Consider the following 24,677-nt stretch of genomic DNA (forward strand, 5'->3'; position numbering starts at 1 on the left):
GAATTATGACGCAACAACCTACCACCATATATAGCGCTAGTGCAGGATCAGGTAAAACATATACGCTTGCCAGAGATTTCTTAACCAAGTTGCTTTCACAAAAAACAAATCGAGGATACCGCTACATCCTTGCTGTCACCTTTACTAATAAAGCTGTGGCCGAAATGAAGACTAGAATCCTAGAATATCTTAAAGAATTAGGGCAAGCAGAATGGAGCGATAAAATTGTGCCTATTGCCCAACATGTTCAATCACAATCAGGATTGAGTGAACAGCAACTTAAAGATAAATCTCATAGAGTGCTTCAATATTTACTACATGATTATGCCGCTTTTGATGTAGTTACTATTGATACATTTAATCATAGGTTGTTGCGCACGTTTTCAAAAGATATGAAGTTGCCTGATGGATTTCAGGTAGCACTTGACACAGATGAATTAATTGAGAAAGCGGTTAATCAGGTCATCGATAGAGCAGGTAACGATAAACAACTTACTGATATATTAGTAGAATACGCTCTTGAAAAAATAGATAATGATCGCAGTTGGAATATAGCTATTGATTTACAAAAAATGGCTAAACGTATAGGTTCTGAAAATAACTACCGGTATTTGAAGGATTTAAAAAACAAGGATATTAGTGAGTTTGTACGCTTTCGCGAAAGCGTAAAAAAGAAAATTCACTCCTTACGTCAATCAATCACCGATGGAGCCATTGAAATTGATTCTCAACGATTGAAAATGGGATGGGCGATTAACGATTTTTCGTATAAATCGACTGGAGCAATTGGGCAAATTCAAAAATTAAGTGATGGTAACTGGGATTTGAAACTATTTCCTAGACTGCTCAATGCAAATGAAAGTAATTTACTACCAAAGTCAACAAGAATTGAGTTGACAGACTCGTTCATAAAACTTATTGATGATTATATACCGGTTTACAAGAGCAGTATGCAACAATTGCTCTTATTAAATAATATTTACAATAGTCTTGTGCCATTGTCCTTATTAGGTGTGATTGCTAAGGAGATAGAAAAAATCAAGGATAAAGAAAGGCTGCTTCCTATTTATGAGTTTAATACCTTATTGCGTGAACAAATTAAGGATGAGCCGGCTCCTTTTATTTATGAGAGGCTAGGTGAGAAGTACCGTCATTATTTCATTGATGAATTTCAAGATACTAGTGTGATGCAATGGCAAAACATGCAACCGCTTATTGCTCATGCTGTTCAAAGTATGTCTGTAGATGAACAAGGTGGTACATTAATGTTAGTAGGTGATGCAAAGCAAGCCATTTATAGATGGCGTGGTGGTGACGTGAATCAATTTTTGGAATTGATGAGCTCGCAGGAATTATTTTTTACTGGAGTTAATAAGGAACCTTTAGAATTTAACTGGCGTAGTTATGATGAGATTGTAAATTTCAATAATAATTTCTTTACGTTTTTGGGTAATAAACTTCAAAGTCCTGTTTACAATGAACTTTATAGAAATTACCTGAAACAAAAAACTTCTAACAACCCAGGTGGTTATGTTCAAATAGATATTCTTAAGGATGATTATTTGGATTATCTGGACCCAGAAAAGCTTATTCTAGAAGTTAGTAAGGCTAGTAGTTATCATGTGCTAGAACAAATTAAACACGCTAGGACAGCGGGATATTTGAATGATGAAATTTGTATCCTGGTTCGCAATAATTCTTTGGCAAGTGAAATAGCTCGATTTTTAGAATTGAACGGTGAGCGAGTTGTATCAGCCGAAAGTATGCTGGTTGGTCACTCTCCAAAGGTTGCTTACTTAGTTGCGCTATTAAATTATATAGCTAGTGATCAACCAGAGCTTAAGTATAATTTTCTGCTAGAGCACAGTTTAAATTCAGGGGCTGAGAATAGACATGATTTCATTAATTCTTTAATGAATAAATCACAAGAATCAATTTTTCAGGAGTTATTTGACCAGCCTTCATTAAGGGATGAATTAAGTAGGCGCTCTTTGTATAGTTTTGTTCAATGGTTGGTAGAATGTACAGCAATCATGCAAAAGCTAGATGCTAGGCTTTCACAATTTTTGGAAATGGTGTTCGAATTTTCAAGTCAAAATCAAACTGGTCTTACAGGCTTGTTGCAGCATTGGACCACTATTGAAAATAAGCTGAGCTTATCTGGTAGCGATACGACTGGAGCTATTCAAGTTATGACGATTCATAAATCTAAAGGTCTTGAATTTCCTGTTGTAATTGTGGCTGGTTGTGATACCAAATACAACGATCTTAAAAGAACTAGTGAGTGGTTACAAGTCGACCCAAATGATTTTGAAGGATTTGAATATTTGTTGTTGTCTATGAAAGAAGAATGTAAGCAGTATCCTGATCCTGTTCCAAAACTATATGAACGCAGTCTAGAACAAGAAAAGCTTGATAACATTAATGTTTGGTATGTTGCCTTTACTAGGTCGGTAGAACGACTGTATATTAATACGCAGAAGCCTTATAGTAAAAAGGATACTATGTTTGAATTTTTGGAACAATATGTTAATGATTCAATGTTGTTATCCAGTAAGGAGTTTGAAAACTTTACTAGTTATGCGCTAGGTCAGGATGAGAAGCTCTCCACTAGTCATGCACTTGATATACCTATGTATTTGGATCAATTTCATTCAAATAGCAATCATTCTGGTATTCAAATAAGCACTAGAAAAGGGCAGTTGTGGTCAACTGGTAAAGATATTTCCATCGAAAGAGGAAACTTGATTCATCATTATCTAGAAAAATTAATAACTCAAGAAGACCTAAGTAATGTTAAAGAACTAATTCATCAGTCTACTACGCTTTCCAAGGATGAAAAGCTAGAATTGAGCTCAACTTGCGAAAAACTCATAGCTCATGACGAAATGAAAGACTATTTTAATAATAAGTTCAAGGTGTTGATAGAAAGGCCGATTATTGATAAAAATGGTTTCAAATTTATACCCGATAGAGTGGTAATTTATAAAGATGAGGTTACTATTATAGATTACAAAACAGGAAAACCAGATGTTTCACACAAAGAACAGGTAGACCATTATGGTATTCTTTACGATAATATGGGATATTTAGTTTCCAGCAAGGTTTTGGTTTATTTAGATACGATGACCATTATTAGATGGTAAGCTAGGTCTTATCTTTGTTGTAAAATTAAGTTTATGTACGGATCAATTAAAGAACATTTACAAAAAGAAATCGCCGAAATTAAAGAGGCTGGATTATATAAAAGAGAACGTATAATAACTTCTCCTCAAGATGCGGTAATAACATTGAATGACGGTAGTGAGGTGATTAACTTCTGCGCCAATAACTATTTGGGATTGTCATCTCATCCCGAAGTGGTTGAGGCAGCAAAAAAATCATTGGATTCTCACGGGTTTGGAATGAGCTCAGTAAGATTTATATGTGGAACTCAAGATATTCATAAAGAACTGGAACAGAAGTTAGCAGATTTTTATGGAGCAGAAGATACTATATTGTATGCGGCTTGTTTTGACGCCAATGGTGGTGTTTTTGAACCTCTACTCACAAAAGAGGATGCAATTATTTCTGATTCCTTAAATCATGCATCTATAATTGATGGTGTTAGATTGTGTAAAGCAGGTAGGTATAGGTACGCCAGTGGTGATATGTCAGATCTTGAAAAACAACTGATAAAAGCAAATGAAGATGGGGCTCGTTTTAAGGTAATTGTAACAGATGGTGTTTTTTCGATGGATGGATTGCTAGCTCCTCTGGATGAAATTTGTGATTTAGCTGATAAATACGATGCTCTTGTCATGGTTGATGAGTGTCACGCAGCTGGATTCTTGGGTGATACAGGAAGAGGTACGCTTGAGGCAAAAGGTGTTTTAGGTCGCGTTGATATTATTACAGGAACCTTAGGAAAAGCTTTAGGTGGTGCTATGGGTGGATATACTTGTGCCAAAAAGGAAATAATTGAAATCCTTAGACAGCGATCTAGACCGTATCTATTCAGTAATTCATTAGCACCATCAATTGTGGGAGCAAGTATTAAAGCTTTGGAGTTAATAGACTCTAGTACTGCTTTAATAGATAAAGTACAAAGCAATACAGCTTATTTCAAGAAAGGTCTCCAAGATTTAGGTTTTGATATAATAGATGGAGATAGTGCAATTGTTCCGGTTATGTTATACGATGCACAACTTTCACAAAATATGGCTGATGCACTATTAAAAGAAGGTATCTATGTAATAGGGTTCTTTTATCCTGTAGTTCCAAAAGAAAAAGCACGAATAAGAGTACAGTTAAGTGCAGCTCATGATCAAATTCACCTAGATAAAGCTCTTAAAGCCTTTGAAAAAGTCGGTAAAGAGTTAGGTATTATATAATTAAACATTAAAATTTTGACAAAAAGTCTGAATTTGTGTAAAATATATCGGAAAAAACTTGTAAAAAGTGAGTAAGCCGTTAATTTTGTCCATAAATAATTTAATAATAACCCCAACATGAAGAAAATACTAAAATATGTTGTTGTAGGAGCTGCCTTAGTTTCTGCGGCGTTTGTAAACGCTCAGGATGCCTCAAATAGATGGTCTTTCTCTATAGGAGTAAATGCTATCGATTTGTATCCTGTAGGAGAAAAAGATCAAGGTCTAGGAGATTATTTTGATCAGTTTTTTAATGTAGATCATTATAATCTTATGCCTGCACCTAGTCGTTTTGAATTAGGATACTATGTAGGTGATGGTATTGTCGCTACTGGAGCTTTCTCTTTAAACAGGATAGATCAAGCAGGTGATACTAAAATTGAAGAGTTATCATATGTAGCTCTTGATGGTGGTTTACGCTACAACTTACGTGAGATATGGAATGGATCTGATGTTTTCAACCCTTATTTAGGAGTAGGTGGTTCATACCAATGGTTAGAAGAAGATGGGTTTGGAACATTTAACGGTACAGCCGGATTTGATATTAAATTGATGGAAAATGTTCTATTCAATGTTAATACTATCTATAAGCATTCGTTTGAAGATGGTCTTCCTAAACACTGGCAACACTCTGCTGGTGTGAAATTCATCTGGGGTGCTGTTGATACAGATGGAGATGGTATAACTGATAATAATGATAAGTGTCCAGAAACTCCAGGATTAGAAGAGTTCATGGGTTGTCCAGATTCTGACGGTGATGGTATCCAAGACAGTGAAGATGTTTGTCCTAATAATGCTGGACCAGCGGAAAATCAAGGATGTCCTGATACTGATGGAGATGGTGTTCTTGACAAAGACGATCAATGTCCTGAAACTGCAGGTCTTGTAGCTTTAATGGGTTGTCCTGATGCTGATGGAGATGGTATTAAAGATAGCGCAGATGATTGTCCAAATGTAAAAGGTCTTGCTGCATTCAACGGATGCCCTGATACTGATGGAGATGGTATAAAAGATTCTGAAGATAAGTGTCCTAAAACTCCAGGTGTTAAGGAAATGCAAGGTTGTCCTAAGCCTGCGGTACCTACTCAACAAGAGCAAGCACAATTAAATGAATATGCTAAGACTATTCTTTTTGATACGGCTAAAGCTTCTATCAAAAAGCAATCTGAAGAAGTACTAGCAGACATTATCTCAATCTTAAAGAAATATCCAGATGCAAAATTCTCTATCGATGGTCATACTGATAGTAGAGGTTCTGATAGCTTTAATCAAAGATTGTCGAATGACAGAGCGCTTTCTGTTAAAGAATACTTAGTGCAAAACGGTATCCAAGAATTTAGATTGAGTGCAATGGGTTACGGTGAAACTAAACCAATTGCTTCAAACAATACAAAAGCTGGTAGAGCTCAAAACCGTCGTGTTGAGATCAACTTGAAAAAGTAATGTAATAAATATTACATCCTAATAATATAAAGCCACCTTATTAAGGTGGCTTTTTTATTGTGACTTCTTTATCTACGCTTTCGCGAAAGCATAAAAAAAATGCCAGAATCAATAAAATGAGATCTGGCATTAATACATTCAATTAAATAATGTTAACTCTGAGGTTTAAGTATAAAGGCATCTGGGAAGTGCTCACGAATTTCTATAAGTGCACGATCTGCTTCCAGTCGATTTCTGAATTTGCCAATCCAAACTTTATGATTAGGTGATTCCCATTTTAATTCACTGGGCCAAGAAAGATTTAAATTATCGTATTTAGCCTTGGTTTTTGTAGCTACTTCTCGACCTCCGTAGATAAGTTGTATAGTAAATCTGTCCTTAAATTTACCATCCTTTTCTAGGGCTACTTTTTTTGCAAATAATTCATTCACAGTAGTTTCTTCTACTTGTGTGTTGTTTTGTGCAATTGAGTTTATACTAAATGCTATAAAAACAATTGGTAAGATTAATTTTTTCATTTCGACCAGTACTTAGTAAATAAAGGGATATAGATTCTATTGATATCTTTATTTAGACAGATTATAAATTATTTTAGTCAATTTCACTCATGCAAAAATAAACCTTTTATAACCTATTTTTGCAGGAGCTTAAATTCAGTGAATAACTGAAATAATTATGCCAAATTTATTGTAATAATCAATAACGAAATGATAAACAAAAAATTGCATTTTTCTGCATGGCGATTTGTCCTAGCCCTCGCAATTGTGTTGTTCTCAACAACAGCGATGGCTCAAGATGACGCAAGTGCAGGTGAACCGGCAGCAGCTCAGGCTAGTGGAGCAGATGCGGCCAAGGGTAAAGAGCTTTTTAATGCTAATTGTGCTGCATGTCACAAGCTGTACAAAAAAGCAGTAGGTCCTGCGCTTAACGGTGTTTCTGAAAAGTATGACAGAGAGTGGTTGTATAAATGGATAAACAACTCTGCAGGGCTTATAGCTAGTGGTGATCCACAAGCGGTTGCGCTTTACAACGAGTGGGGACAACAAAATATGAATGCTTTTCCTGGTCTTTCTACTCAGGATATAGATAATATTCTTGCTTATACAGATACTCCAAAGCCAGAAAAAGCCGCTGGTGCTGTGGCAGGTGCTCAGCAAGGTGGTGCGGTAACAGGTGGTGATAATTCCATGACAAACAATATCATATTGGCTGCTTTAGCTATAGTGTTATTGTTGTTAGTAGTGTTGCTTGTAGTGGTAAACAAAACGCTTAAGCGTTTTGCTGAAGCTAATGGTATCCAGACAGAAATCGTTGATGAGGAAGAATTGGATAGAAAGCCTATTTGGAAAGCTTTCGTTGAAAATCAATTCTTAGTTCTTGTTACATCAATTGTTTTATTGTTTGCAAGTCTATATTTTGTATATGGAGCAATGATGAGTGTTGGTGTTGATCAAGGTTATGCGCCAGTTCAACCTATTCATTATTCGCATAGAATTCACGCAGGAACAAATCAAATAGATTGTAAGTATTGTCACTCTAGTGCAAGAGAATCAAAGCATTCAGGTATTCCTTCATTGAACGTTTGTATGAATTGTCACAAGTCTATTGCCGAGGTTTCTGAAGAAACGTATCAAGAAGGTATGAATGAGTATGGTATTGATTACAATAAAGAAATTCAGAAGCTGTACAAGGCAACTGGTTGGAATCCAGATGAAATGAAGTATGCAGGTGAAGGTGAGCCAGTGCGTTGGGTAAGAATACACAATCTTCCAGATCTTGCTTATTTCAACCATGCGCAACACGTTACGGCAGGTAAGATAGAATGTCAAACTTGTCACGGTCCTGTAGAGGAAATGGAAGTTATGTATCAGTATTCTCCATTAACTATGGGATGGTGTATTAACTGTCACAGAGAAACAAACGTAGATCTTAAAGGAAATGGATACTACGAGCAAATTCATAAAGAGTTGTCTGAGAAAAGAGGTGGACGTCAATTGACTATCGCTGATCTTGGTGGGCTTGAATGTGGTAAATGCCACTATTAATAAAATAGTTATAGAGATATATGGCTACTACAAAGAAATATTGGAAAAGTACAGCACAGCTTCAGGATGATAATGAAATTATCCAAAGCTTAGAGCAAAACGAATTCGCTAGTCCGATACCTACAGATGAGTTCTTAGGTAATGATGAGGCTATGGAGTCTTCAAGTACTTCTAGACGTGACTTTTTAAAGTATGTTGGTTTTAGTACAGCAGCAGCGTCACTTGCTGCATGTGAAGGTCCTGTAATTAATTCGGTACCATACGTAAATCAGCCTGAAAGGATTATTCCTGGTATGGCTAATTATTATGCAACAACCATAGCAAACGGTTACGACTTTGCAAGTATTTTAATTAAGACTAGGGAAGGACGTCCTATTAAAGTTGAAAATAATAAAGATGCTGCCTTCCGTGGTAGTGCTAGTGCTAGAGCTCATGCTTCTGTTCTTTCTTTATATGATACTAATAGGTTGCAGTATCCTACTGCAAATGGTGAGCAAGTTGAGTGGTCTCAGCTTGATCGTCAAGTAAAAGAAAAATTAGCCGGTGTTGCTGGTAAAGAGATTGCGATTTTGTCTAGAACTTTTGCAAGTCCTACTTACAATAAAGTGATTTCGAAGTTTAAAGAAGCTTATCCTACCGCAACTATTACCGTTTATGATACGGTAAGTGAGGACGCAGCGCTAGATGCATTTAATGCAAAGTACGGCGTAAGAGCGCTTACTGATTATGATTTCACCGATGCTGTTTCTATAGTTTCCGTTGGTGCAGATTTTGTTGGTGATTGGCAAGGTGGTGGTTTTAATAAAGGCTATGGGCAGTCACGCGTGCCTAAAAACGGTAAGATGTCACAGCACATTCAGTTTGAGTCTAATATGTCGCTTTCTGGAGCAAATGCTGACAGACGTTTCCCTGTAACTCCAACTGAACAAAAGCACATCATTGCTGCTTTGTATAGTAAGATTGTTGGCGGACCTAGTCCAAAGCTTTCTGATAAGCTGTCTAAGGCTGTTGAGCAAGCTGCAATTAGTTTAAAAAGAGCTGGTAGTAAAGCTGTAGTTCTTTGTGGTTTGCCTAGTATGGAAGCACAGCTTCTTACGCTTGAGATAAATGAGGCTTTAGCAAGTTCGATTGCAGATGTTAAAGCGCCTATTATGACGCGTCAAGGAAACAGAAAAGCTGTTAAAGGTTTGGTTTCTAGAATGAATGCAGGTCAAGTGGGTGTTGTAATATTTGCAGATGTTGATCCTGTTTATAGTTATGATGATAATGACGCTTTCGCGAAAGCGTTAACAAAAGTATCTACTAAGATATCATTAGCAACACGTGCCGATGCTACTGCTGTTAAAAGTGATTATGTAGCAGCAACTCCTCATTACTTAGAAGCATGGGGTGATACTGAAATAAAAAAGGGGTATGTGTATTTAACACAGCCTACGATTAATACATTGTTTGATACTAGACAAGCGGAAGATTCTCTTCTTGTTTGGGCTGGATCAACGAGTAGTTACAGTGATTTAGTGAAGGAAACAGCTTCTACAAATGGAGCTAGTTGGAACCAATCATTACATGATGGTTTTTACGCTTATTCTGGTCCTGTTGTAGAAGAAGGAGAAGTTGATGCTCCAGTTTCTTCTACAGTAAGCGCAGCTTCAGCTTTAAGTAAGTTAAGCGCGGCTAAACAACCTAGTGACTATGAACTTGTTTTATATACAAAAGCTGGTCTAGGTGATGGAACCATGGCAAATAATCCATGGTTGCAAGAATTACCTGATCCTATAACTCGTACGACTTGGGATAATTACGTTACTATTTCTCAAAAAGATGCTGAATCATTGGGTGTAGAAAACTATAACGTAGCAAATGGTGCGCTCGATGGTAGTTATGTTAATGTAACGGTTAATGGAAAGACTGAAAAGCTTCCAGCACTTATCCAGCCAGGTCAAGCTTCTGGAACTATCGGTGTAGCTCTAGGTTACGGTAAGAAAGAGGCTATACAGGAGGAAATGCAAACAGGTGTAAACGCTTATCCATTTTATAAAGATGGCTTAAACGTGCAGTCTGCTAGCGTAGCTCTTGCTGATGGTATTCATGAATTTGCTTGTACGCAATTACAAAACACCATGATGGGTCGTGATATCATCAGGGAAACAGATTTAGCTACCTATAAAACGGGTAACAAGGATGAGTTTAATCCTATGCCAGAAGTTTCGTTAAATCATATCGAGACACCAGTTACGTCTCCTGATGTTGATTTATGGGAAAGTTTTGACAGATCAGTAGGGCATCATTTTAATATGTCTATTGACTTAAATGCGTGTACTGGTTGTGGTGCATGTGTAATAGCTTGTCATGCTGAAAATAACGTACCAGTTGTAGGAAAAACCGAGGTTAGAAAATCTCGTGACATGCATTGGTTAAGAATTGATAGATATTATTCTTCCACTGAAAGCTTTGAAGGTGATGAGTCTAAAAAAGACGGATTTGAAGGCTTATTTGGAGATAATGGTTCTTTAGGAGGATTTGGTGAATTAGAAATTCCAGCAGACAATCCACAAGTAGCATTTCAGCCGGTGATGTGTCAGCACTGTAATCACGCACCTTGTGAAACTGTTTGTCCTGTGGCTGCTTCTTCTCACGGTCGTCAAGGTCAAAACCACATGGCATACAACCGTTGTGTAGGAACAAGATACTGTGCAAACAACTGTCCATATAAAGTACGTAGATTTAACTGGTTCTTATACAATGGGAATGATGAATTTGATTACCACATGAATAATGATTTAGGTCGTATGGTAATTAATCCAGATGTAACCGTTAGATCTCGTGGTGTAATGGAGAAGTGTTCTCTATGTATACAAATGACTCAAATGACAATCCTTGAGGCTAAGAAAGATGGTAGACCAGTTAAAGATGGTGAATTTGCTACGGCATGTTCAAATGCTTGTTCTGATGGAGCCATTACATTCGGAGATATCAATGACAAGGATTCTGAGATCTTTAAAGTAAAGCAACAAGACCGTATGTATCACTTATTAGAAGAAGTAGGAACTGAACCTAATGTGATGTATCAGGTTAAAGTGAGAAACGTATAATTAACTAAGAAATTTATTCTAGATAGTATGGCTCATTATGAAGCGCCCATAAGAAGACCTCTAGTAACCGGTGATAAAACCTATACCGACGTTACTCGAGACATTGCAGCACCAGTTGAAGGTGTCGCAAATAAGCAGTGGTGGTTAGTGTTTACCATTTCCCTTATTGCTTTCCTTTACGGATTAGGTTGTATCACATATACGGTTGCTACTGGTATCGGTGTATGGGGACTAAATAAAACTATTGGTTGGGCATGGGATATCACCAACTTTGTTTGGTGGGTAGGTATTGGTCACGCAGGTACCTTGATTTCGGCGGTACTTTTATTATTCCGTCAAAAATGGAGAATGGCGATTAACCGTTCTGCAGAGGCAATGACGATATTCTCGGTAATACAAGCTGGTTTATTCCCGATTATTCACATGGGTAGACCATGGTTAGCATACTGGGTTTTACCTATTCCTAATCAATTTGGTTCTTTATGGGTTAACTTTAACTCTCCGTTACTTTGGGATGTATTTGCAATTTCAACTTATTTATCGGTTTCATTAGTTTTCTGGTGGACAGGTTTACTTCCTGACTTTGCAATGCTTAGAGATAGAGCAATAACTCCTTTCAATAAGAAAATATACAGTTTACTATCATTTGGTTGGTCTGGTAGAGCAAAGGACTGGCAACGATTTGAAGAAGTATCGTTAGTGCTAGCTGGTCTAGCGACTCCGCTGGTACTTTCAGTACACACTATTGTATCGTTTGACTTTGCTACATCGGTAATTCCAGGATGGCACACGACTATCTTCCCTCCATACTTTGTTGCTGGTGCGATCTTTTCTGGATTTGCTATGGTAAATACTCTTCTTATTGTAATGAGAAAAGTTTGCCATCTTGAAAACTATATAACAATACAGCACATTGAGCTTATGAACATTGTAATCATGATTACAGGTTCTATAGTTGGTGTAGCTTATATAACAGAGTTATTCGTCGCTTGGTATTCAGGAGTTGAGTATGAACAATATGCTTTCTTAAATAGAGCAACAGGGCCGTATGCATGGGCTTATTGGGCAATGATGACTTGTAACGTATTCTCTCCACAGTTTATGTGGTTCAAAAAGTTAAGAACTAGTATTCTTTTCTCATTTGCTATCTCGATAGTAGTAAATATAGGGATGTGGTTTGAGCGTTTTGTGATTATTGTTACATCTCTACACCGTGACTACTTACCTTCATCATGGACTATGTTCTCACCAACATTTGTTGATGCAGGTATTTTCATCGGTACTATAGGATTCTTCTTTGTACTGTTTTTATTGTACTCAAGAACATTCCCAGTAATAGCTCAGGCCGAGGTAAAATCTATCCTTAAAGCAAGTGGTAGTAAATACAAAGCTCTTAGAGATAACAAACAAACGACAACTCACGGTGATGCTTCTGGCGACACTTTAGCTCATCCTAACGCATAATAATTATGGCAGCGTCAAATAAGAAATTACATGTAATGTATACCGATGATGATGTTTTGCTTAATGCAGTTAAGCAAGTAAGAGAAAAGCATTATCATATTGAGGAAGTGTTTACTCCTTTTCCGGTTCACGGGCTTGAAAAAGCTATGGGAATAGCAGATACGCGATTAGCGATTAACGCATTCTTATACGGATTAGTAGGTCTAGCGGTAGCAACTACTATGATGAACTATATTATGATAGAAGACTGGCCACAAAATATTGGTGGTAAACCTAGTTTTTCATATCTAGAAAATATGCCAGCATTTGTACCTATTATGTTTGAACTTACGGTATTTTTTGCAGCTCACCTTATGGTTATAACTTTTTACTTAAGAAGTAGATTATGGCCATTTAAAAAGGCTGAAAACCCAGACGTAAGAACTACAGATGATCATTTCCTTATGGAAGTTGATGTAAAAGGTGATATTGAAGAAATGTCTCGTTTTATGTATGACACTGGAGCAACAGAAATTAAAGTAATCGACAAAGAAGAGCACTAATGAATAGAATTTTTAAAACATTCATTTACGCAGCATTGGGACTTGTTATGGTTTCTTGTATGAATGATAACGAAACAAGTACTAAAACAGATCGTTCTGTTCAGTATTTCCCAAACATGTACAGGTCAGCTGGGTATGAAACTTACCAAGAGGCTGAAATTTTTCCTGGTAATGTAGAGGCCCAAAAACCTGTTGAAGGAACGATTTCTAGAGGTTGGATGCCTTATGATTATGAAAATAATAATGAAGGTTACGCTTCCGCGAAAGCGAATCTAAATAACCCATTACCGTATACCGAGGCTAACCTAGCAAAGGGTAAAGAATTATACGATATATACTGTGCTGTATGTCACGGAACAAGTGGAAATGGTAAAGGAATATTAGTGAAGAATGAAAAGATCCTAGGTGTTCCTAGTTATGACAGTAGAGAAATAACTCAAGGTTCTATTTACCATGTTATGTATTATGGTATAAACACTATGGGATCCTATGCTTCACAGACCTCGATTGAGGAAAGATGGCAAATCGCTCATCATGTTGATGCACTTACTCGTGATCTTAAAGGTGAGGAAAAAAGAGAATTTGTAAATGGAGATGATGCTGGTAAGGCTCCTGTTATGGAAGCACCTGCTGATGAAACTCAGCAAGCTGATTCTAACGATACTGATAACAATTCAACAACAACTGAAGGCGAGTAAGGCCGTAAATAGATATTTATGTATACGCTATCAAGTAAATTAAAAGTTTTTGCAGGAATACTGTTTGTAGTAGGTCTTATTATGACTGTGTTTGGTTTTATAAACCGTCCAGCAGATCTTGCAGAAGTAGAACAAATGCTGGAAAACGAGCATCATGGTGATCATCATGGAGCAAGTACAGTGAATTTTGAGGATGCCACGAATGATCATCATAACACTCATGGTGAGGAATCACACGGTGATGAAGCTCATGGTGAATCTCACGAAATGTCACATGCCGAGCATGTTTACCACCAATTAACTAACAGACCTTGGTCTGCTGTGTATGTTGCAGCATTCTTTTTCTTTATGATTGGTTTAGGTGTTTTAGCCTTTTATGCTATTCAAAAAGCTGCTCAGGCTGGTTGGTCTCCTGTGTTGTTTAGGGTTATGGAAGGTATCAGTAGTTATATACTGCCTGGAGGAATCATCATGTTCATTTTATTGTTAATATCTGCATTTCATGTAAACCACATTTTTATATGGATGGATGAAGATGTTGTAGCACACGATGAAATTATTCAAGGTAAAACCGGCTTTTTAAATATTCCATTTTTCCTTGCAAGAGCTGCAGCATTCTTAATAGGATGGAATTTATATCGTTGGAATATTCGTAAGTTCTCATTAAAACAAGATGAGGCAAAAGACGGTGATATTGCATGGTATAAAAAAGGCTTTAAGCACAGTGCAGCATTTCTTGTATTCTTCATTGTAACTGAATCAATAATGTCATGGGACTGGATCATGAGTTTTGATCCACACTGGTTCTCAACATTATTTGGCTGGTATGTTTTTGCAAGTATGTTTGTTTCTGGTATTACGACTATTGCTTTGGTAACAATTTATCTTAAGTCAAAGGGATATTTGGAGTTTGTTAATGACTCACACATACATGATTTAGCTAAATTCATGTTTGGTGTTAGTATTTTCTGGACATATTTATGGTTCTCTCAGTTTATGCTTATTTGGTATTCTAATATTCCAGAGGAAGTAACTTATTACGTTACTCGTATAGAGGATTATAACTTAGTATTTTTTGGAATGGTAGCAATTAATTTCTTGTTTCCATTGCTTATACTTATGAATTCTGACTTTAAGAGAATTAACTGGTTTGTTGTAACAGCAGGTTTATTTATACTAGTTGGTCATTATTTAGATATTTACGTTATGGTTATGCCTGCTACAGTAGGTGCATCATGGTTCATCGGTTTACCAGAAATAGGATCATTCCTAATGTTTGGTGGAATCTTCTTATTCTATGTGTTTAATACCATTTCTAAAGCACCATTATTGGCCAAAGGAGATCCTTATTTAAAAGAGAGTAAGCATTTCCATTATTAATCTACTTAACAAAAGAAAACTATTGAAATGACAGCATTTCTTATCATATTAATCGCAGCTTTAATTGCCGTTTCAGCATGGCAAATTTCAAAGATTGTTAGTTTAGGTAAAGCTTCATCTGGTTCCAATGGCGCCGAGGCTCAAATAGCTAACGATGAAGATAACAAACGTAATGGCCAGTTCATGCTATACTTTGGTATCGGTATTTATATCATGATGATCGCATGTTTTATTGCGTATGATGATTTTTTCTTACCTGATGCAGCATCTGAACATGGTACTGAGTATGACAGCCTTTTATTTACCTCTACAATTATTATCATGATTGTACAGGTACTTACCCAAGGTCTATTACACTATTTCTCTTATAAATATCACGGTAAAAAAGGTCAAAAAGCCTTGTTTTATGCCGATAACGATCGTTTAGAGTTTATTTGGACGGCAATTCCTGTAGTAGTTCTCGCTGGATTAATTTTATGGGGTTTATTCTCATGGAATGACATTATGGACGCTAACATGGATGATGATCCAATCGTTGTAGAGGTTTATGCTTACCAGTTTGGTTGGAAAGCTAGATACAGCGGAGCCGACAATACATTAGGTGATGCAAATGTTAGATTTATTGAAGGTGCAAATCAATTAGGAGTTGATCCTACTGATGCCGATGGTCAAGATGACGTAGTAACTACAGAATTACACTTACCTGTGGATCGTCCAGTGCTTTTCAAGTTTAGAAGTCAGGATGTTCTACACTCAGCATATTTTCCACATTTTAGAGCACAGATGAATGTAGTTCCTGGAATGGTTACTCAATTTAAGTTTACTCCTACTGTAACTTCTGAAGAATATAAGAGTACAGAGTTTATGACGGAAAAAGTTAGTAAGATTAATGAAATTCGTCGACAAAGAAGTAAGGAATTAGAAGCTAACGGCGACGTAGCTTTAGATCCATACGAGTTTGAGTATTATTTACTTTGTAATAAGATTTGTGGTGCCTCACACTACAACATGCAAATGAAAATAGTAGTTGAAGAGAAGGAAGACTTCGATGCATGGATTGCAGAACAAAAAACAATAGGAACAACTTTAGCAAACGCTGAAAATTAAAATTATGGGACAGGCTATTTCAGTTTCAACAGAAAATGCACATGATGATGGACACCACCATCATAAAGAAACATTTGTAACTAAATATATCTTCTCTCAAGACCATAAGATGATTGCAAAGCAATATCTTATTACAGGTTTGATAATGGGAGCAATAGGTATAGCAATGTCTATACTATTCAGAATACAATTGGCATATCCAGAACAACCTAATGCTTTGTTTTCACTTTTCTTAGGTGAAAGATGGGCAGAAGGTGGAGTAATGAATCCTAATATGTATCTAGCACTTGTAACGCTGCATGGTACAATTATGGTGTTCTTTGTACTTACAGCAGGTTTGAGTGGTACTTTCTCAAACTTCTTAATACCGCTGCAGATTGGTGCTCGTGATATGGCTTCTGGATTCCTAAACATGGTTTCTTATTGGTTGTTCTTCTTGTCTTCGGTGATAATGATTGCTTCATTGTTTGTTGAAACAGGACCAGCTGCCGCTGGATGGACTATATATCCACCTCTTAGTGCGTTAGAAGAAGCTATGCCAGGTTCAGGTGCTGGTATGACACTTTGGTTAGTTTCCATGGCAATTTTCATTGCTTCATCACTTTTAGGGTCTTTGAATTATGTTGTTACTGTAATTAACATGAGAACTAAAGGTATGTCGATGACTAGATTACCTCTTACTATATGGGCGTTCTTCGTGACAGCAATTATTGGTGTAGTATCATTCCCAGTTCTTTTATCAGCTGCTTTGTTATTAATCATGGATAGAAGTTTTGGTACTTCATTTTTCTTATCAGACATTTATATCAAAGGAGAGGTTTTGGCACATCAAGGTGGTTCACCAGTGCTTTTTGAACACCTATTTTGGTTCTTAGGTCACCCAGAAGTATATATCGTATTATTACCTGCATTAGGTATCACCTCTGAAGTGATTGCAACTAATTCACGTAAACCAATTTTTGGATATCGTGCCATGGTAGCGTCTATACTCGCAATTGCTTTCCTATCAACTATTGTATGGGGTCACCACATGTTCGTATCAGGTATGAATCCTTTCTTAGGTTCGGTGTTTACCTTTACTACCTTATTAATCGCGATTCCATCAGCTGTAAAAGCCTTTAATTACATCACTACGTTATGGAAAGGTAACTTACAGATGAATCCAGCCATGCTGTTCTCCATCGGTCTTGTTTCTACATTCATTACAGGTGGATTAACAGGTATTATCTTAGGTGATAGTACGTTGGACATTAATGTGCATGACACTTATTTTGTTGTTGCTCACTTCCACTTGGTAATGGGTATATCAGCGTTGTATGGTCTTTTTGCTGGGGTTTACCACTGGTTCCCTAAAATGTTCAACCGCATGATGGATAAAAATCTTGGATATGCACATTTTTGGTTAACTGCAATTGGTGCTTACGGAGTATTCTTCCCAATGCACTTTATCGGAATGGCTGGTTTACCAAGACGTTATTATACAAATACAAACTTTCCATATTTCGATGATTTAGCTGATACTAATAAGTTAATAACATGGTTCGCTATTTTCACAGCATTAGCACAGCTATTCTTCGTGTACAATTTTGTTAAGTCTATTTTCTACGGAAAGAAAGCTCCTGCAAACCCATGGAAGTCTAACACTTTAGAGTGGACAACTGGTGATAAGCATATTCATGGTAACTGGGATGGTCCTATACCGCATGTTTATAGATGGGCTTACGATTACAGTAAAGTAAATGAAAACGGTGAGTATGTAATACCTGGACAGGATTATGCTCCTCAACACATACCTCTTCAAGATGGTGAAGAAGAAATGAATCACTAGAATTTATATGAACAGTATTAAGCGCCTCTTGTAGGCGCTTTTTTTATGCCGTATAATTTTCTTCTGTTTTCTAAGAGTGTATAATTATGTTCGCTTTCGCGAAAGCGTATTCATCACAAACATTTCTTTTGTTATTATTTCTATTATCGTAGGACTTATCTTTGAGATATGAATGAATATTTGGACGCTTCTAGTGAAAATTTAAGCAATGAGGAACACGATATTGAACGTGCGTTAAGACCGTTATCCTTTGATGATTTTGCAGGTCAGGATCAAGTGCTCGAGAATTTGAAGGTATTTGTTCAAGCCGCAAATCTTCGTGGTGAGGCATTAGATCATACCTTATTTCATGGTCCGCCTGGATTAGGAAAAACAACCTTGGCACATATTCTAGCCAATGAATTAGGCGTAGGTATCAAGGTTACTAGTGGTCCTGTACTAGATAAGCCAGGTGATCTAGCTGGTTTACTAACTAATCTAGATGAGCGTGACGTGTTATTTATTGATGAAATTCATAGATTAAGTCCGATTGTAGAGGAGTACTTATACAGTGCAATGGAGGATTATAAAATCGATATAATGATTGAAACAGGTCCTAATGCCCGTACTGTTCAAATCAATCTTGCTCCCTTTACATTAATTGGTGCTACTACTAGGTCAGGATTACTTACAGCTCCTATGAGAGCTCGCTTTGGTATTCAATCTAGGTTACAGTATTATACTACAGAGTTACTGTCTACGATTGTAACACGTAGCGCTCATATTTTAAACGTACCTATTGATATAGATGCCGCTATTGAAATCGCTGGTCGCAGTCGTGGTACACCTAGAATTGCTAATGCATTACTACGTAGAGTAAGGGATTTTGCACAAATAAAAGGCAATGGTTCTATTGATCTGAATATTTCACAATTCTCCTTGAAGGCACTGAATGTTGATGCGCATGGACTGGATGAAATGGACAATAAGATATTAACAACATTAATTGAAAAATTTAAAGGTGGTCCTGTAGGAATTACTACGTTAGCTACAGCGGTATCTGAAAATGCCGAAACGATTGAGGAAGTATACGAGCCTTTTCTCATTCAACAAGGTTTCATAATGAGAACACCAAGAGGACGAGAGGTTACTGAATTAGCCTATAAGCATTTGGGTAAAACCCGACATAATAATCTAGGAGGCTTATTTGATACCTAACACATGGAAATACCACAAGTACCTTTTATAGAGTTTTTTAGCAAATCCAGACAAATTTATAAGGATCCCTTACCGTTTCACCGTTATAACTTTAAAAAGTACGGTAAAACTTTTAAGATAAAACCGAAGTCCGGATTGGTCATCCATTTTACTTGCGACGAAGACCTTGCGCAATACATGCTTCAAAAAAATCAAAAGAATTTTCATAAGTCTACTTTACAAACAAAAGACCTAGGGAAGTATATAGGTCATGGATTGTTAACGGCAAACGGTGAGCAATGGAAAGCCAATCGTAAATTAATTCAACCAGCTTTCTACAAAAAATCAATCGCTACTCTTATGAACAAGATGGAAGAAGTGGTTGATGAAGAGTTGGGTAAAATCAAACCTAATGAGACCCAAGACGTTTTTGAAATTTTCAATAATCTTGCGTTTAAAGTAGTTGCCAAAACTCTTTTTTATATTGAAGATATTGATGATAAGATCAACAGGCTTCAGGAAATTACTGAAAAGGCTCAAAAAATGTTGATTAAGGAATTAAGATTGCCTTTTTTACTTTGGTACTATAAACGAGAATGGTTGTCTGGATCTGGAAGTATTCCCTATCATCTTGAGCTTATTAATGAAGCTAGAAAATTGCTTTCAGATATAATTGATGATCGTAAAACTAGTCAAAAGCATTTCGGTGATCTATTAGACATGCTGTTACACAGCACCTATGAGGATGGTTCCTATATGAGTAAGGAGCAACTCATAGACGAAATACTAGTTTTGTTTATTGCTGGTCATGAAACAACGGCAAATGCATTAAGCTTTGCTACTGAACTATTAGCCCAACATCAAAATGCACAGGATTTAGTTTTACAGTCGTTGCAAGATGTTGATAAAGAATCAGACTTGATGACGCAGATAATGCGATCTCAATTTACCAAACAATGTGTTGAAGAAACATTAAGATTGTATCCACCTGCTTATGTAACTGATCGCGTAGCTCTTAAAGATGATGAGTGCGGTTCTATAAAAATTGATAAAAATACCAATTGGTTGATTTCGTTTTATGAGTTACACCGTAGAGAAGACTTATGGGAATCTCCTGATGATTTTAAACCAGAACGCTTTAATCCAGATAAAGTTAAAGAATACAAGAATTTCTACTTTCCATTTGGAGCAGGACCACGTATGTGTGTCGGAAACAACTTTGCGATGTTTGAAATGGTAATGGTTTTGAACAAACTAGTAAGTAAGTATCATTTAGTCCCTACCAGAGAAAGGATAGAATACAATCCATTAATTACCCTAAAACCTAAAAAGGCGATCGTTATGTTTAAAGAGCGATAGTCATACGATAAGTCTGATTTTAATTCTGTAGTCTTGCTTCTACCTTCAATCATATCCTAGTCCAGGTCAAAACCAACAGCGACTAGACTAATTCAATTAGTAATAAATTTCAATAAAAGCCCTAGGTACAATCAGAAATACTACTTGATTACGCTTTGAAGTTTAAAGAACTTACAGTTTATCTTGTATTCGACGAGCGGTAGGGAGGGAAACGCAGGCTAACTGATAGTGTGCACAACGACACCAACGTTTTGGGAGACATTTACAAAATTTTCAATTATGCTTTCGCGAAAGCTTGACGTCAAATCTAAAGTTTTGTAGAATCCCGCTGAATCAATTTAGTTTTTAATACGATTTGTTGATACTCCACAGGTTTATTTCTTTTTTTTAATTTTATTTCTTTGTAAAGTTGTTTAAAAGCGGCTTTTCCCATTTTTACACCAGGTTGATCGATTGTACTTAAAGTTGGAGAAATAATTGATGACATGAACCAATTACTGAATCCTACAATCGCAATATCTTCAGGAATTTTAATACCTGCATCGTTGAATTCAGATATAGCTCCTATGGCTACTAAATCGGTGTTTATAAATATACCATCCACATCGTTGTGCTCTTGCATGAGAAGTCTTGCATTTTCTTTACCTTCTTCAAAACTATTATCATCACATTCACATATATAAACCAATGAGGGATCATATTTGATTCCATTGTCGTCTAGAGCTTTTCGGTAACCTAGAAATCTATCTATAGAATTTTGAGGAAGTAATGATCCTCGAAAATGTGCAATTCGCCTACAGCCTATATCTATAAGATGTTGAGTTGCATCATACGCTGCTTTTCTATCATCAATAATTACTTTTGAGCAATTGACTATTTTAGCAATTTTATCAAACATTACTAGCGGTGTATTTGCCTTTATGACATCAGTCAAATGCTTGTATTCAATAGTACCATTTGCAAGAGAAATGATAATACCATCTACTCTTTGATTCATTAAAAGGTCAATTTGTTTTTTCTCTAATTCATAAGATTCATTGGATTGCAGTATAATTACCAAATAACCTTTTTTTTCAGCTTGAGCAACTATTCCTTTAATTACATTAGAGAAAAAGTGATGTACAATTACGGGTATAATAAGACCTATAGTTTTTGATTCCCTAGTTCTCAAATTAACAGCAAATGCATTTGGTTTGTAATTCAGAGTGCTTGCAAGTTCTTTTACTAAAGATTTGGTTTTAGGACTTACATCTGGATAGTCTTTAAGAGCTTTTGAAACAGTGGTAATGGAGATGTTTAATTTATTAGCGATTTCTCTTAATGTGACTTGTTTCATGATGGATTTATCAAAAATATAGCAGCTAAAATACAATAAAAGTAAATATCGAAAACGTTTTCGAGAAAACCGAAAACGTTTTCGGTTGAAATTTTTATTAATAATTCTGTCCTTGTTCTAATTTCGGAAAAGTATTAACTCAACATTTACTGATAATTAAATTTTACTCAAAATGAATATTAAGAAAACTACATGGAGTATTATAGTGACATTGTTGTTTGCAGCTGTTACTGTTACCGCACAATCGACAATTTCTGGAACTGCAAAAGATATTCAAGGCGAAACACTTCTTGGTGTGAATCTAGTGCTTCAAGGGACTAATAAAGGTGCTGTGACTGATCTTGATGGTAAATACAGCATTGCAAACGTCCCAAATGGAGATTACACTATTGTAGCTACGAGTTTAGGATATGATAAAGTTATTAAAACTGTAAGTGTTAGCGGATCCAATGTTGTTGTTGATTTTGTAATGAAGGAAAATGCGGAGTCTCTAGAGGCAGTTGTAGTTACTGGTGTGACAAATCCTAAAGCAAAAATTGAGTCAAGTGTTTCTGTTACAACATTGAAAACGGAAACAGTTGCTCAAAGCGCGCCTAGAACTACTGCAGAGATTTTTAGAACAATACCAGGAATAAGATCAGAGTCTTCAGGTGGTGAAGGAAACTCAAATATATCTGTAAGAGGTGTTCCTATTTCTTCAGGTGGTTCCAAATACGTTCAACTTCAGGAAGACGGTCTTCCAGTATTATTATATGGAGACATGTCTTTTGCTACTGCAGATATTTTTACAAGATTTGATGCTAACGTTGCTCGTATTGAAGCTATTCGTGGTGGATCTGCATCTACACAAACTTCAAATGCTCCTGGTGGAATTATAAATATTATAAGTAAAACAGGAAAATCAGAAGGTGGTATCATAGGAACTACATTCGGAGCTAATTATGATTCTTTTAGAACTGATTTTTCATACGGAACTGAGGTTGCGGATAATTTATATATTCATGCTGGTGGGTTTTATAGAGTAGGAGAAGGAATAAGAGATGCTGGGTTTACTGCAAATAATGGAGGTCAATTTAAATTGAGCTTGATGAAAGAATTTGAAAATGGATCTGTAAGGGTTTATGGTAAGTATTTAAATGATAGAGCGATAGCTTATTTACCAGCTCCTATTCAAGTTTCAGGAACCAATGCAAACCCTACTTGGGAAGATGCTCCTAATTTTGATGCTACTACCGGATCACTACATACACCTAATTTAACGCAAACCCTACGATTAGGGCCTGATGGTGAGCCTTCACGAGGTGATGTTACAGATGGTATGCATCCCGTGTCTACATCCTTAGGAATTGCAGCGAAGTTTGATCTAGGAAATGGCTATAAAGTTTCTAATAACGGTAGATTCTCTGCAAACAGTGGAGCTTTCGTATCTCCTTTCCCATCGCAAGTAGGTACAAGTGCGTTAATTGCTGACTCTTTTGGTGCTGGATCTACGTTACAATTCACGGATGGTTCGCCAGTAGGAGCAAATAGTCTTGTGGCGCGTATTCATATGTTTGATGTTGAGTTAGAAAACTTTAATAACTTCATGAATGATATTAAATTATCAAAATCATACAACAACCTAGACATAACATTAGGTTACTTTAAATCCATTCAAAATGTTTCAATGAACTGGAGTTGGAATTCTTACCTACAAGAAGTAAAAGGGGAGAATGCTAGATTGATCAACGTTTTTGATCCTGCAGGCGCTCCTTTAAGTGAAAATGGATTATATGCTTATGGAACACCTTTTTGGGGTAACCTTGCAAGAAATTATGATACACAATACAACGTCTCTGCTCCATATTTAAATATTGCATTAGAGGCAAGTGAAAGTTTAAATTTTGATGCTAGTGTCAGATTCGATTATGGTAAAGTAGATGGAGCATTTTCAGGAGGTGTAGAATCTACTATAGATATAAATAATGATGGTGTTATTTCAGCACCAGAACAAGTGGTTTTTAGTGTAGATAACGCGGCTCCTACAAATGTAAATTACAATTATGATTACTTCTCTTATTCATTAGGTGTCAATTATAAACTACAAGAAAGACAAGCTGTTTTTGCACGTTATAGTAGAGGAGCATCTGCAAAGGCAGATCGTATTTTGTTCTCGGGATTAGACTACCAAAATTCTGATAGAATCAACGCTCTAGATTTCCTTAATCAGGCAGAAGTGGGGTACAAGCAAGGATTTGATAATGGTGCTATTTATATTACAGGATTTTATTCTTCAACTACAGAACAAGCAGGGTTCGAGGCTACAAATCCGGATCTAATTATTGATAATGATTACAAATCCTTCGGTGTAGAGGTAGAAGGTTCATATAGGTTGAAGGATTTAACTGTTAGAGGTGCGATTACATATACTAATGCGACTCTTGAGTCAGGAGATAACGAGGGAAATAAACCTAGGAGACAACCAGATTTCATTTATAATTTGATACCTTCTTATAACTTTGGCGTTGAAAAGCAAAATTCCATAGGATTAAGCTTTATAGGACAAACAAAAGCATATGCCCAAGACACTAATGAATTAATTATGCCTGGATTTGTAATAGTAAACGGATTTGTAAACATGGGTATAACTAAAAACTTAAATGTAAACGTGTCTGCAAATAATATTTTTGACACATTAGGTATCACTGAGTCTGAAGAAGGCTCCATCGTAGAAGGGCAAACTAATTATTTAAGAGCGAGAGCTCTTCCTGGAAGGTCTGTTTCGTTAGGATTGCAATATAGATTTTAATATATTA

16 protein-coding genes are annotated in these 24,677 nt (G+C 36.3%); 14 read left to right on the plus strand and 2 right to left on the minus strand.

The features are described from left to right. The first annotated feature begins 5 nt into the window (after window positions 1-5). The 3 genes from AAT17_RS08765 (at window position 6) to AAT17_RS08775 (ending at window position 5,855) form a co-directional block, all read left to right on the plus strand. Window positions 6-3,146, plus strand: a complete 3,141-nt coding sequence (locus tag AAT17_RS08765) for an exodeoxyribonuclease V subunit beta (RefSeq protein WP_060523666.1) — start codon at window positions 6-8, stop codon at window positions 3,144-3,146. Between the two features lie 33 nt (window positions 3,147-3,179). Continuing rightward, complete coding sequence (gene kbl / locus AAT17_RS08770) at window positions 3,180-4,373, plus strand: glycine C-acetyltransferase (RefSeq protein WP_060523668.1); 1,194 nt, start codon at window positions 3,180-3,182, stop codon at window positions 4,371-4,373. Window positions 4,374-4,490: 117 nt separating this feature from the next. Beyond that, entirely contained in the window at window positions 4,491-5,855 is a 1,365-nt protein-coding gene (locus AAT17_RS08775) for an OmpA family protein (RefSeq protein WP_060523670.1), read from the plus strand. A gap of 152 nt (window positions 5,856-6,007) precedes the next feature. Here AAT17_RS08775 and AAT17_RS08780 read toward each other — a convergent pair whose 3' ends face one another. Beyond that, entirely contained in the window at window positions 6,008-6,373 is a 366-nt protein-coding gene (locus AAT17_RS08780) for an SPOR domain-containing protein (protein ID WP_060523672.1), read from the minus strand. A 267-nt stretch (window positions 6,374-6,640) separates the two neighbouring features. On the opposite strand from AAT17_RS08780, the gene AAT17_RS08785 reads away from it, so the two are divergent. The 10 genes from AAT17_RS08785 to AAT17_RS08830 all read left to right on the plus strand — a co-directional run bounded on the left by AAT17_RS08785 (window position 6,641) and on the right by AAT17_RS08830 (window position 20,546). Then, window positions 6,641-7,900 carry a c-type cytochrome gene (locus AAT17_RS08785; RefSeq protein WP_253279804.1) on the plus strand — a complete coding sequence of 420 codons (1,260 nt, stop codon included), beginning with the start codon at window positions 6,641-6,643 and terminating at the stop codon, window positions 7,898-7,900. A 20-nt stretch (window positions 7,901-7,920) separates the two neighbouring features. Then, window positions 7,921-10,992 (plus strand): TAT-variant-translocated molybdopterin oxidoreductase, encoded by a 3,072-nt coding sequence (locus tag AAT17_RS08790; protein WP_060523678.1) that lies wholly within the window; start codon window positions 7,921-7,923, stop codon window positions 10,990-10,992. 27 nt (window positions 10,993-11,019) lie between these two features. Then, entirely contained in the window at window positions 11,020-12,456 is a 1,437-nt protein-coding gene (nrfD, locus tag AAT17_RS08795) for an NrfD/PsrC family molybdoenzyme membrane anchor subunit (protein ID WP_042279509.1), read from the plus strand. A gap of 5 nt (window positions 12,457-12,461) precedes the next feature. Further along, complete coding sequence (locus tag AAT17_RS08800) at window positions 12,462-12,998, plus strand: DUF3341 domain-containing protein (protein WP_042279511.1); 537 nt, start codon at window positions 12,462-12,464, stop codon at window positions 12,996-12,998. After that, window positions 12,998-13,696: a cytochrome c gene (locus tag AAT17_RS08805; RefSeq protein WP_060523680.1), complete on the plus strand. Its 699-nt coding sequence runs from the start codon at window positions 12,998-13,000 to the stop codon at window positions 13,694-13,696. Before AAT17_RS08800 ends, AAT17_RS08805 begins: the two co-directional genes overlap by 1 nt. A gap of 18 nt (window positions 13,697-13,714) precedes the next feature. Next, the gene (locus tag AAT17_RS08810) at window positions 13,715-15,076 is read left to right on the plus strand and encodes a hypothetical protein (RefSeq protein ID WP_060523681.1); all 1,362 of its coding nucleotides are present in this window, start codon (window positions 13,715-13,717) and stop codon (window positions 15,074-15,076) included. Between the two features lie 27 nt (window positions 15,077-15,103). Further along, window positions 15,104-16,183 (plus strand): cytochrome c oxidase subunit II, encoded by a 1,080-nt coding sequence (locus AAT17_RS08815; protein WP_042279518.1) that lies wholly within the window; start codon window positions 15,104-15,106, stop codon window positions 16,181-16,183. A gap of 4 nt (window positions 16,184-16,187) precedes the next feature. After that, window positions 16,188-18,011 carry a cbb3-type cytochrome c oxidase subunit I gene (locus AAT17_RS08820; protein WP_060523684.1) on the plus strand — a complete coding sequence of 608 codons (1,824 nt, stop codon included), beginning with the start codon at window positions 16,188-16,190 and terminating at the stop codon, window positions 18,009-18,011. Between the two features lie 168 nt (window positions 18,012-18,179). Beyond that, window positions 18,180-19,208, plus strand: coding sequence for a Holliday junction branch migration DNA helicase RuvB (gene ruvB / locus AAT17_RS08825; RefSeq protein ID WP_042279524.1), 1,029 nt, complete (start codon window positions 18,180-18,182; stop codon window positions 19,206-19,208). A gap of 3 nt (window positions 19,209-19,211) precedes the next feature. Further along, a complete protein-coding gene (locus tag AAT17_RS08830; protein ID WP_060523686.1) occupies window positions 19,212-20,546 on the plus strand; it encodes a cytochrome P450 in 1,335 nt (444 codons plus the stop codon). A 307-nt stretch (window positions 20,547-20,853) separates the two neighbouring features. Here the strand turns inward: AAT17_RS08830 and AAT17_RS08835 are convergent, their stop codons facing one another. After that, window positions 20,854-21,882, minus strand: coding sequence for a LacI family DNA-binding transcriptional regulator (locus AAT17_RS08835; RefSeq protein ID WP_042279529.1), 1,029 nt, complete (start codon window positions 21,880-21,882; stop codon window positions 20,854-20,856). A gap of 172 nt (window positions 21,883-22,054) precedes the next feature. On the opposite strand from AAT17_RS08835, the gene AAT17_RS08840 reads away from it, so the two are divergent. Next, a complete protein-coding gene (locus AAT17_RS08840; protein ID WP_060523688.1) occupies window positions 22,055-24,670 on the plus strand; it encodes a TonB-dependent receptor in 2,616 nt (871 codons plus the stop codon). The last annotated feature ends 7 nt before the right edge of the window (window positions 24,671-24,677 follow it).

Origin of the sequence: Nonlabens sp. MIC269, from assembly GCF_001430865.1 — a bacterium.
GTDB classification, from domain to species: domain Bacteria; phylum Bacteroidota; class Bacteroidia; order Flavobacteriales; family Flavobacteriaceae; genus Nonlabens; species Nonlabens tegetincola.

Bases quoted from the DNA above. Each gene is read 5' to 3' on its own strand.
- AAT17_RS08785 (WP_253279804.1), top strand. From the start codon at position 6,641: ATGGCTCAAGATGACGCAAGTGCAGGTGAACCGGCAGCAGCTCAGGCT.
- AAT17_RS08800 (WP_042279511.1), top strand. From the start codon at position 12,462: ATGGCAGCGTCAAATAAGAAATTACATGTAATGTATACCGATGATGAT.
- AAT17_RS08815 (WP_042279518.1), top strand. From the start codon at position 15,104: ATGACAGCATTTCTTATCATATTAATCGCAGCTTTAATTGCCGTTTCA.
- AAT17_RS08780 (WP_060523672.1), bottom strand. From the start codon at position 6,373: ATGAAAAAATTAATCTTACCAATTGTTTTTATAGCATTTAGTATAAAC.
- AAT17_RS08835 (WP_042279529.1), bottom strand. From the start codon at position 21,882: ATGAAACAAGTCACATTAAGAGAAATCGCTAATAAATTAAACATCTCC.
- AAT17_RS08765 (WP_060523666.1), top strand. From the start codon at position 6: ATGACGCAACAACCTACCACCATATATAGCGCTAGTGCAGGATCAGGT.
- AAT17_RS08830 (WP_060523686.1), top strand. From the start codon at position 19,212: ATGGAAATACCACAAGTACCTTTTATAGAGTTTTTTAGCAAATCCAGA.
- AAT17_RS08775 (WP_060523670.1), top strand. From the start codon at position 4,491: ATGAAGAAAATACTAAAATATGTTGTTGTAGGAGCTGCCTTAGTTTCT.
- AAT17_RS08805 (WP_060523680.1), top strand. From the start codon at position 12,998: ATGAATAGAATTTTTAAAACATTCATTTACGCAGCATTGGGACTTGTT.
- AAT17_RS08790 (WP_060523678.1), top strand. From the start codon at position 7,921: ATGGCTACTACAAAGAAATATTGGAAAAGTACAGCACAGCTTCAGGAT.
- AAT17_RS08840 (WP_060523688.1), top strand. From the start codon at position 22,055: ATGAATATTAAGAAAACTACATGGAGTATTATAGTGACATTGTTGTTT.
- ruvB (WP_042279524.1), top strand. From the start codon at position 18,180: ATGAATGAATATTTGGACGCTTCTAGTGAAAATTTAAGCAATGAGGAA.
- AAT17_RS08820 (WP_060523684.1), top strand. From the start codon at position 16,188: ATGGGACAGGCTATTTCAGTTTCAACAGAAAATGCACATGATGATGGA.
- AAT17_RS08810 (WP_060523681.1), top strand. From the start codon at position 13,715: ATGTATACGCTATCAAGTAAATTAAAAGTTTTTGCAGGAATACTGTTT.
- kbl (WP_060523668.1), top strand. From the start codon at position 3,180: ATGTACGGATCAATTAAAGAACATTTACAAAAAGAAATCGCCGAAATT.
- nrfD (WP_042279509.1), top strand. From the start codon at position 11,020: ATGGCTCATTATGAAGCGCCCATAAGAAGACCTCTAGTAACCGGTGAT.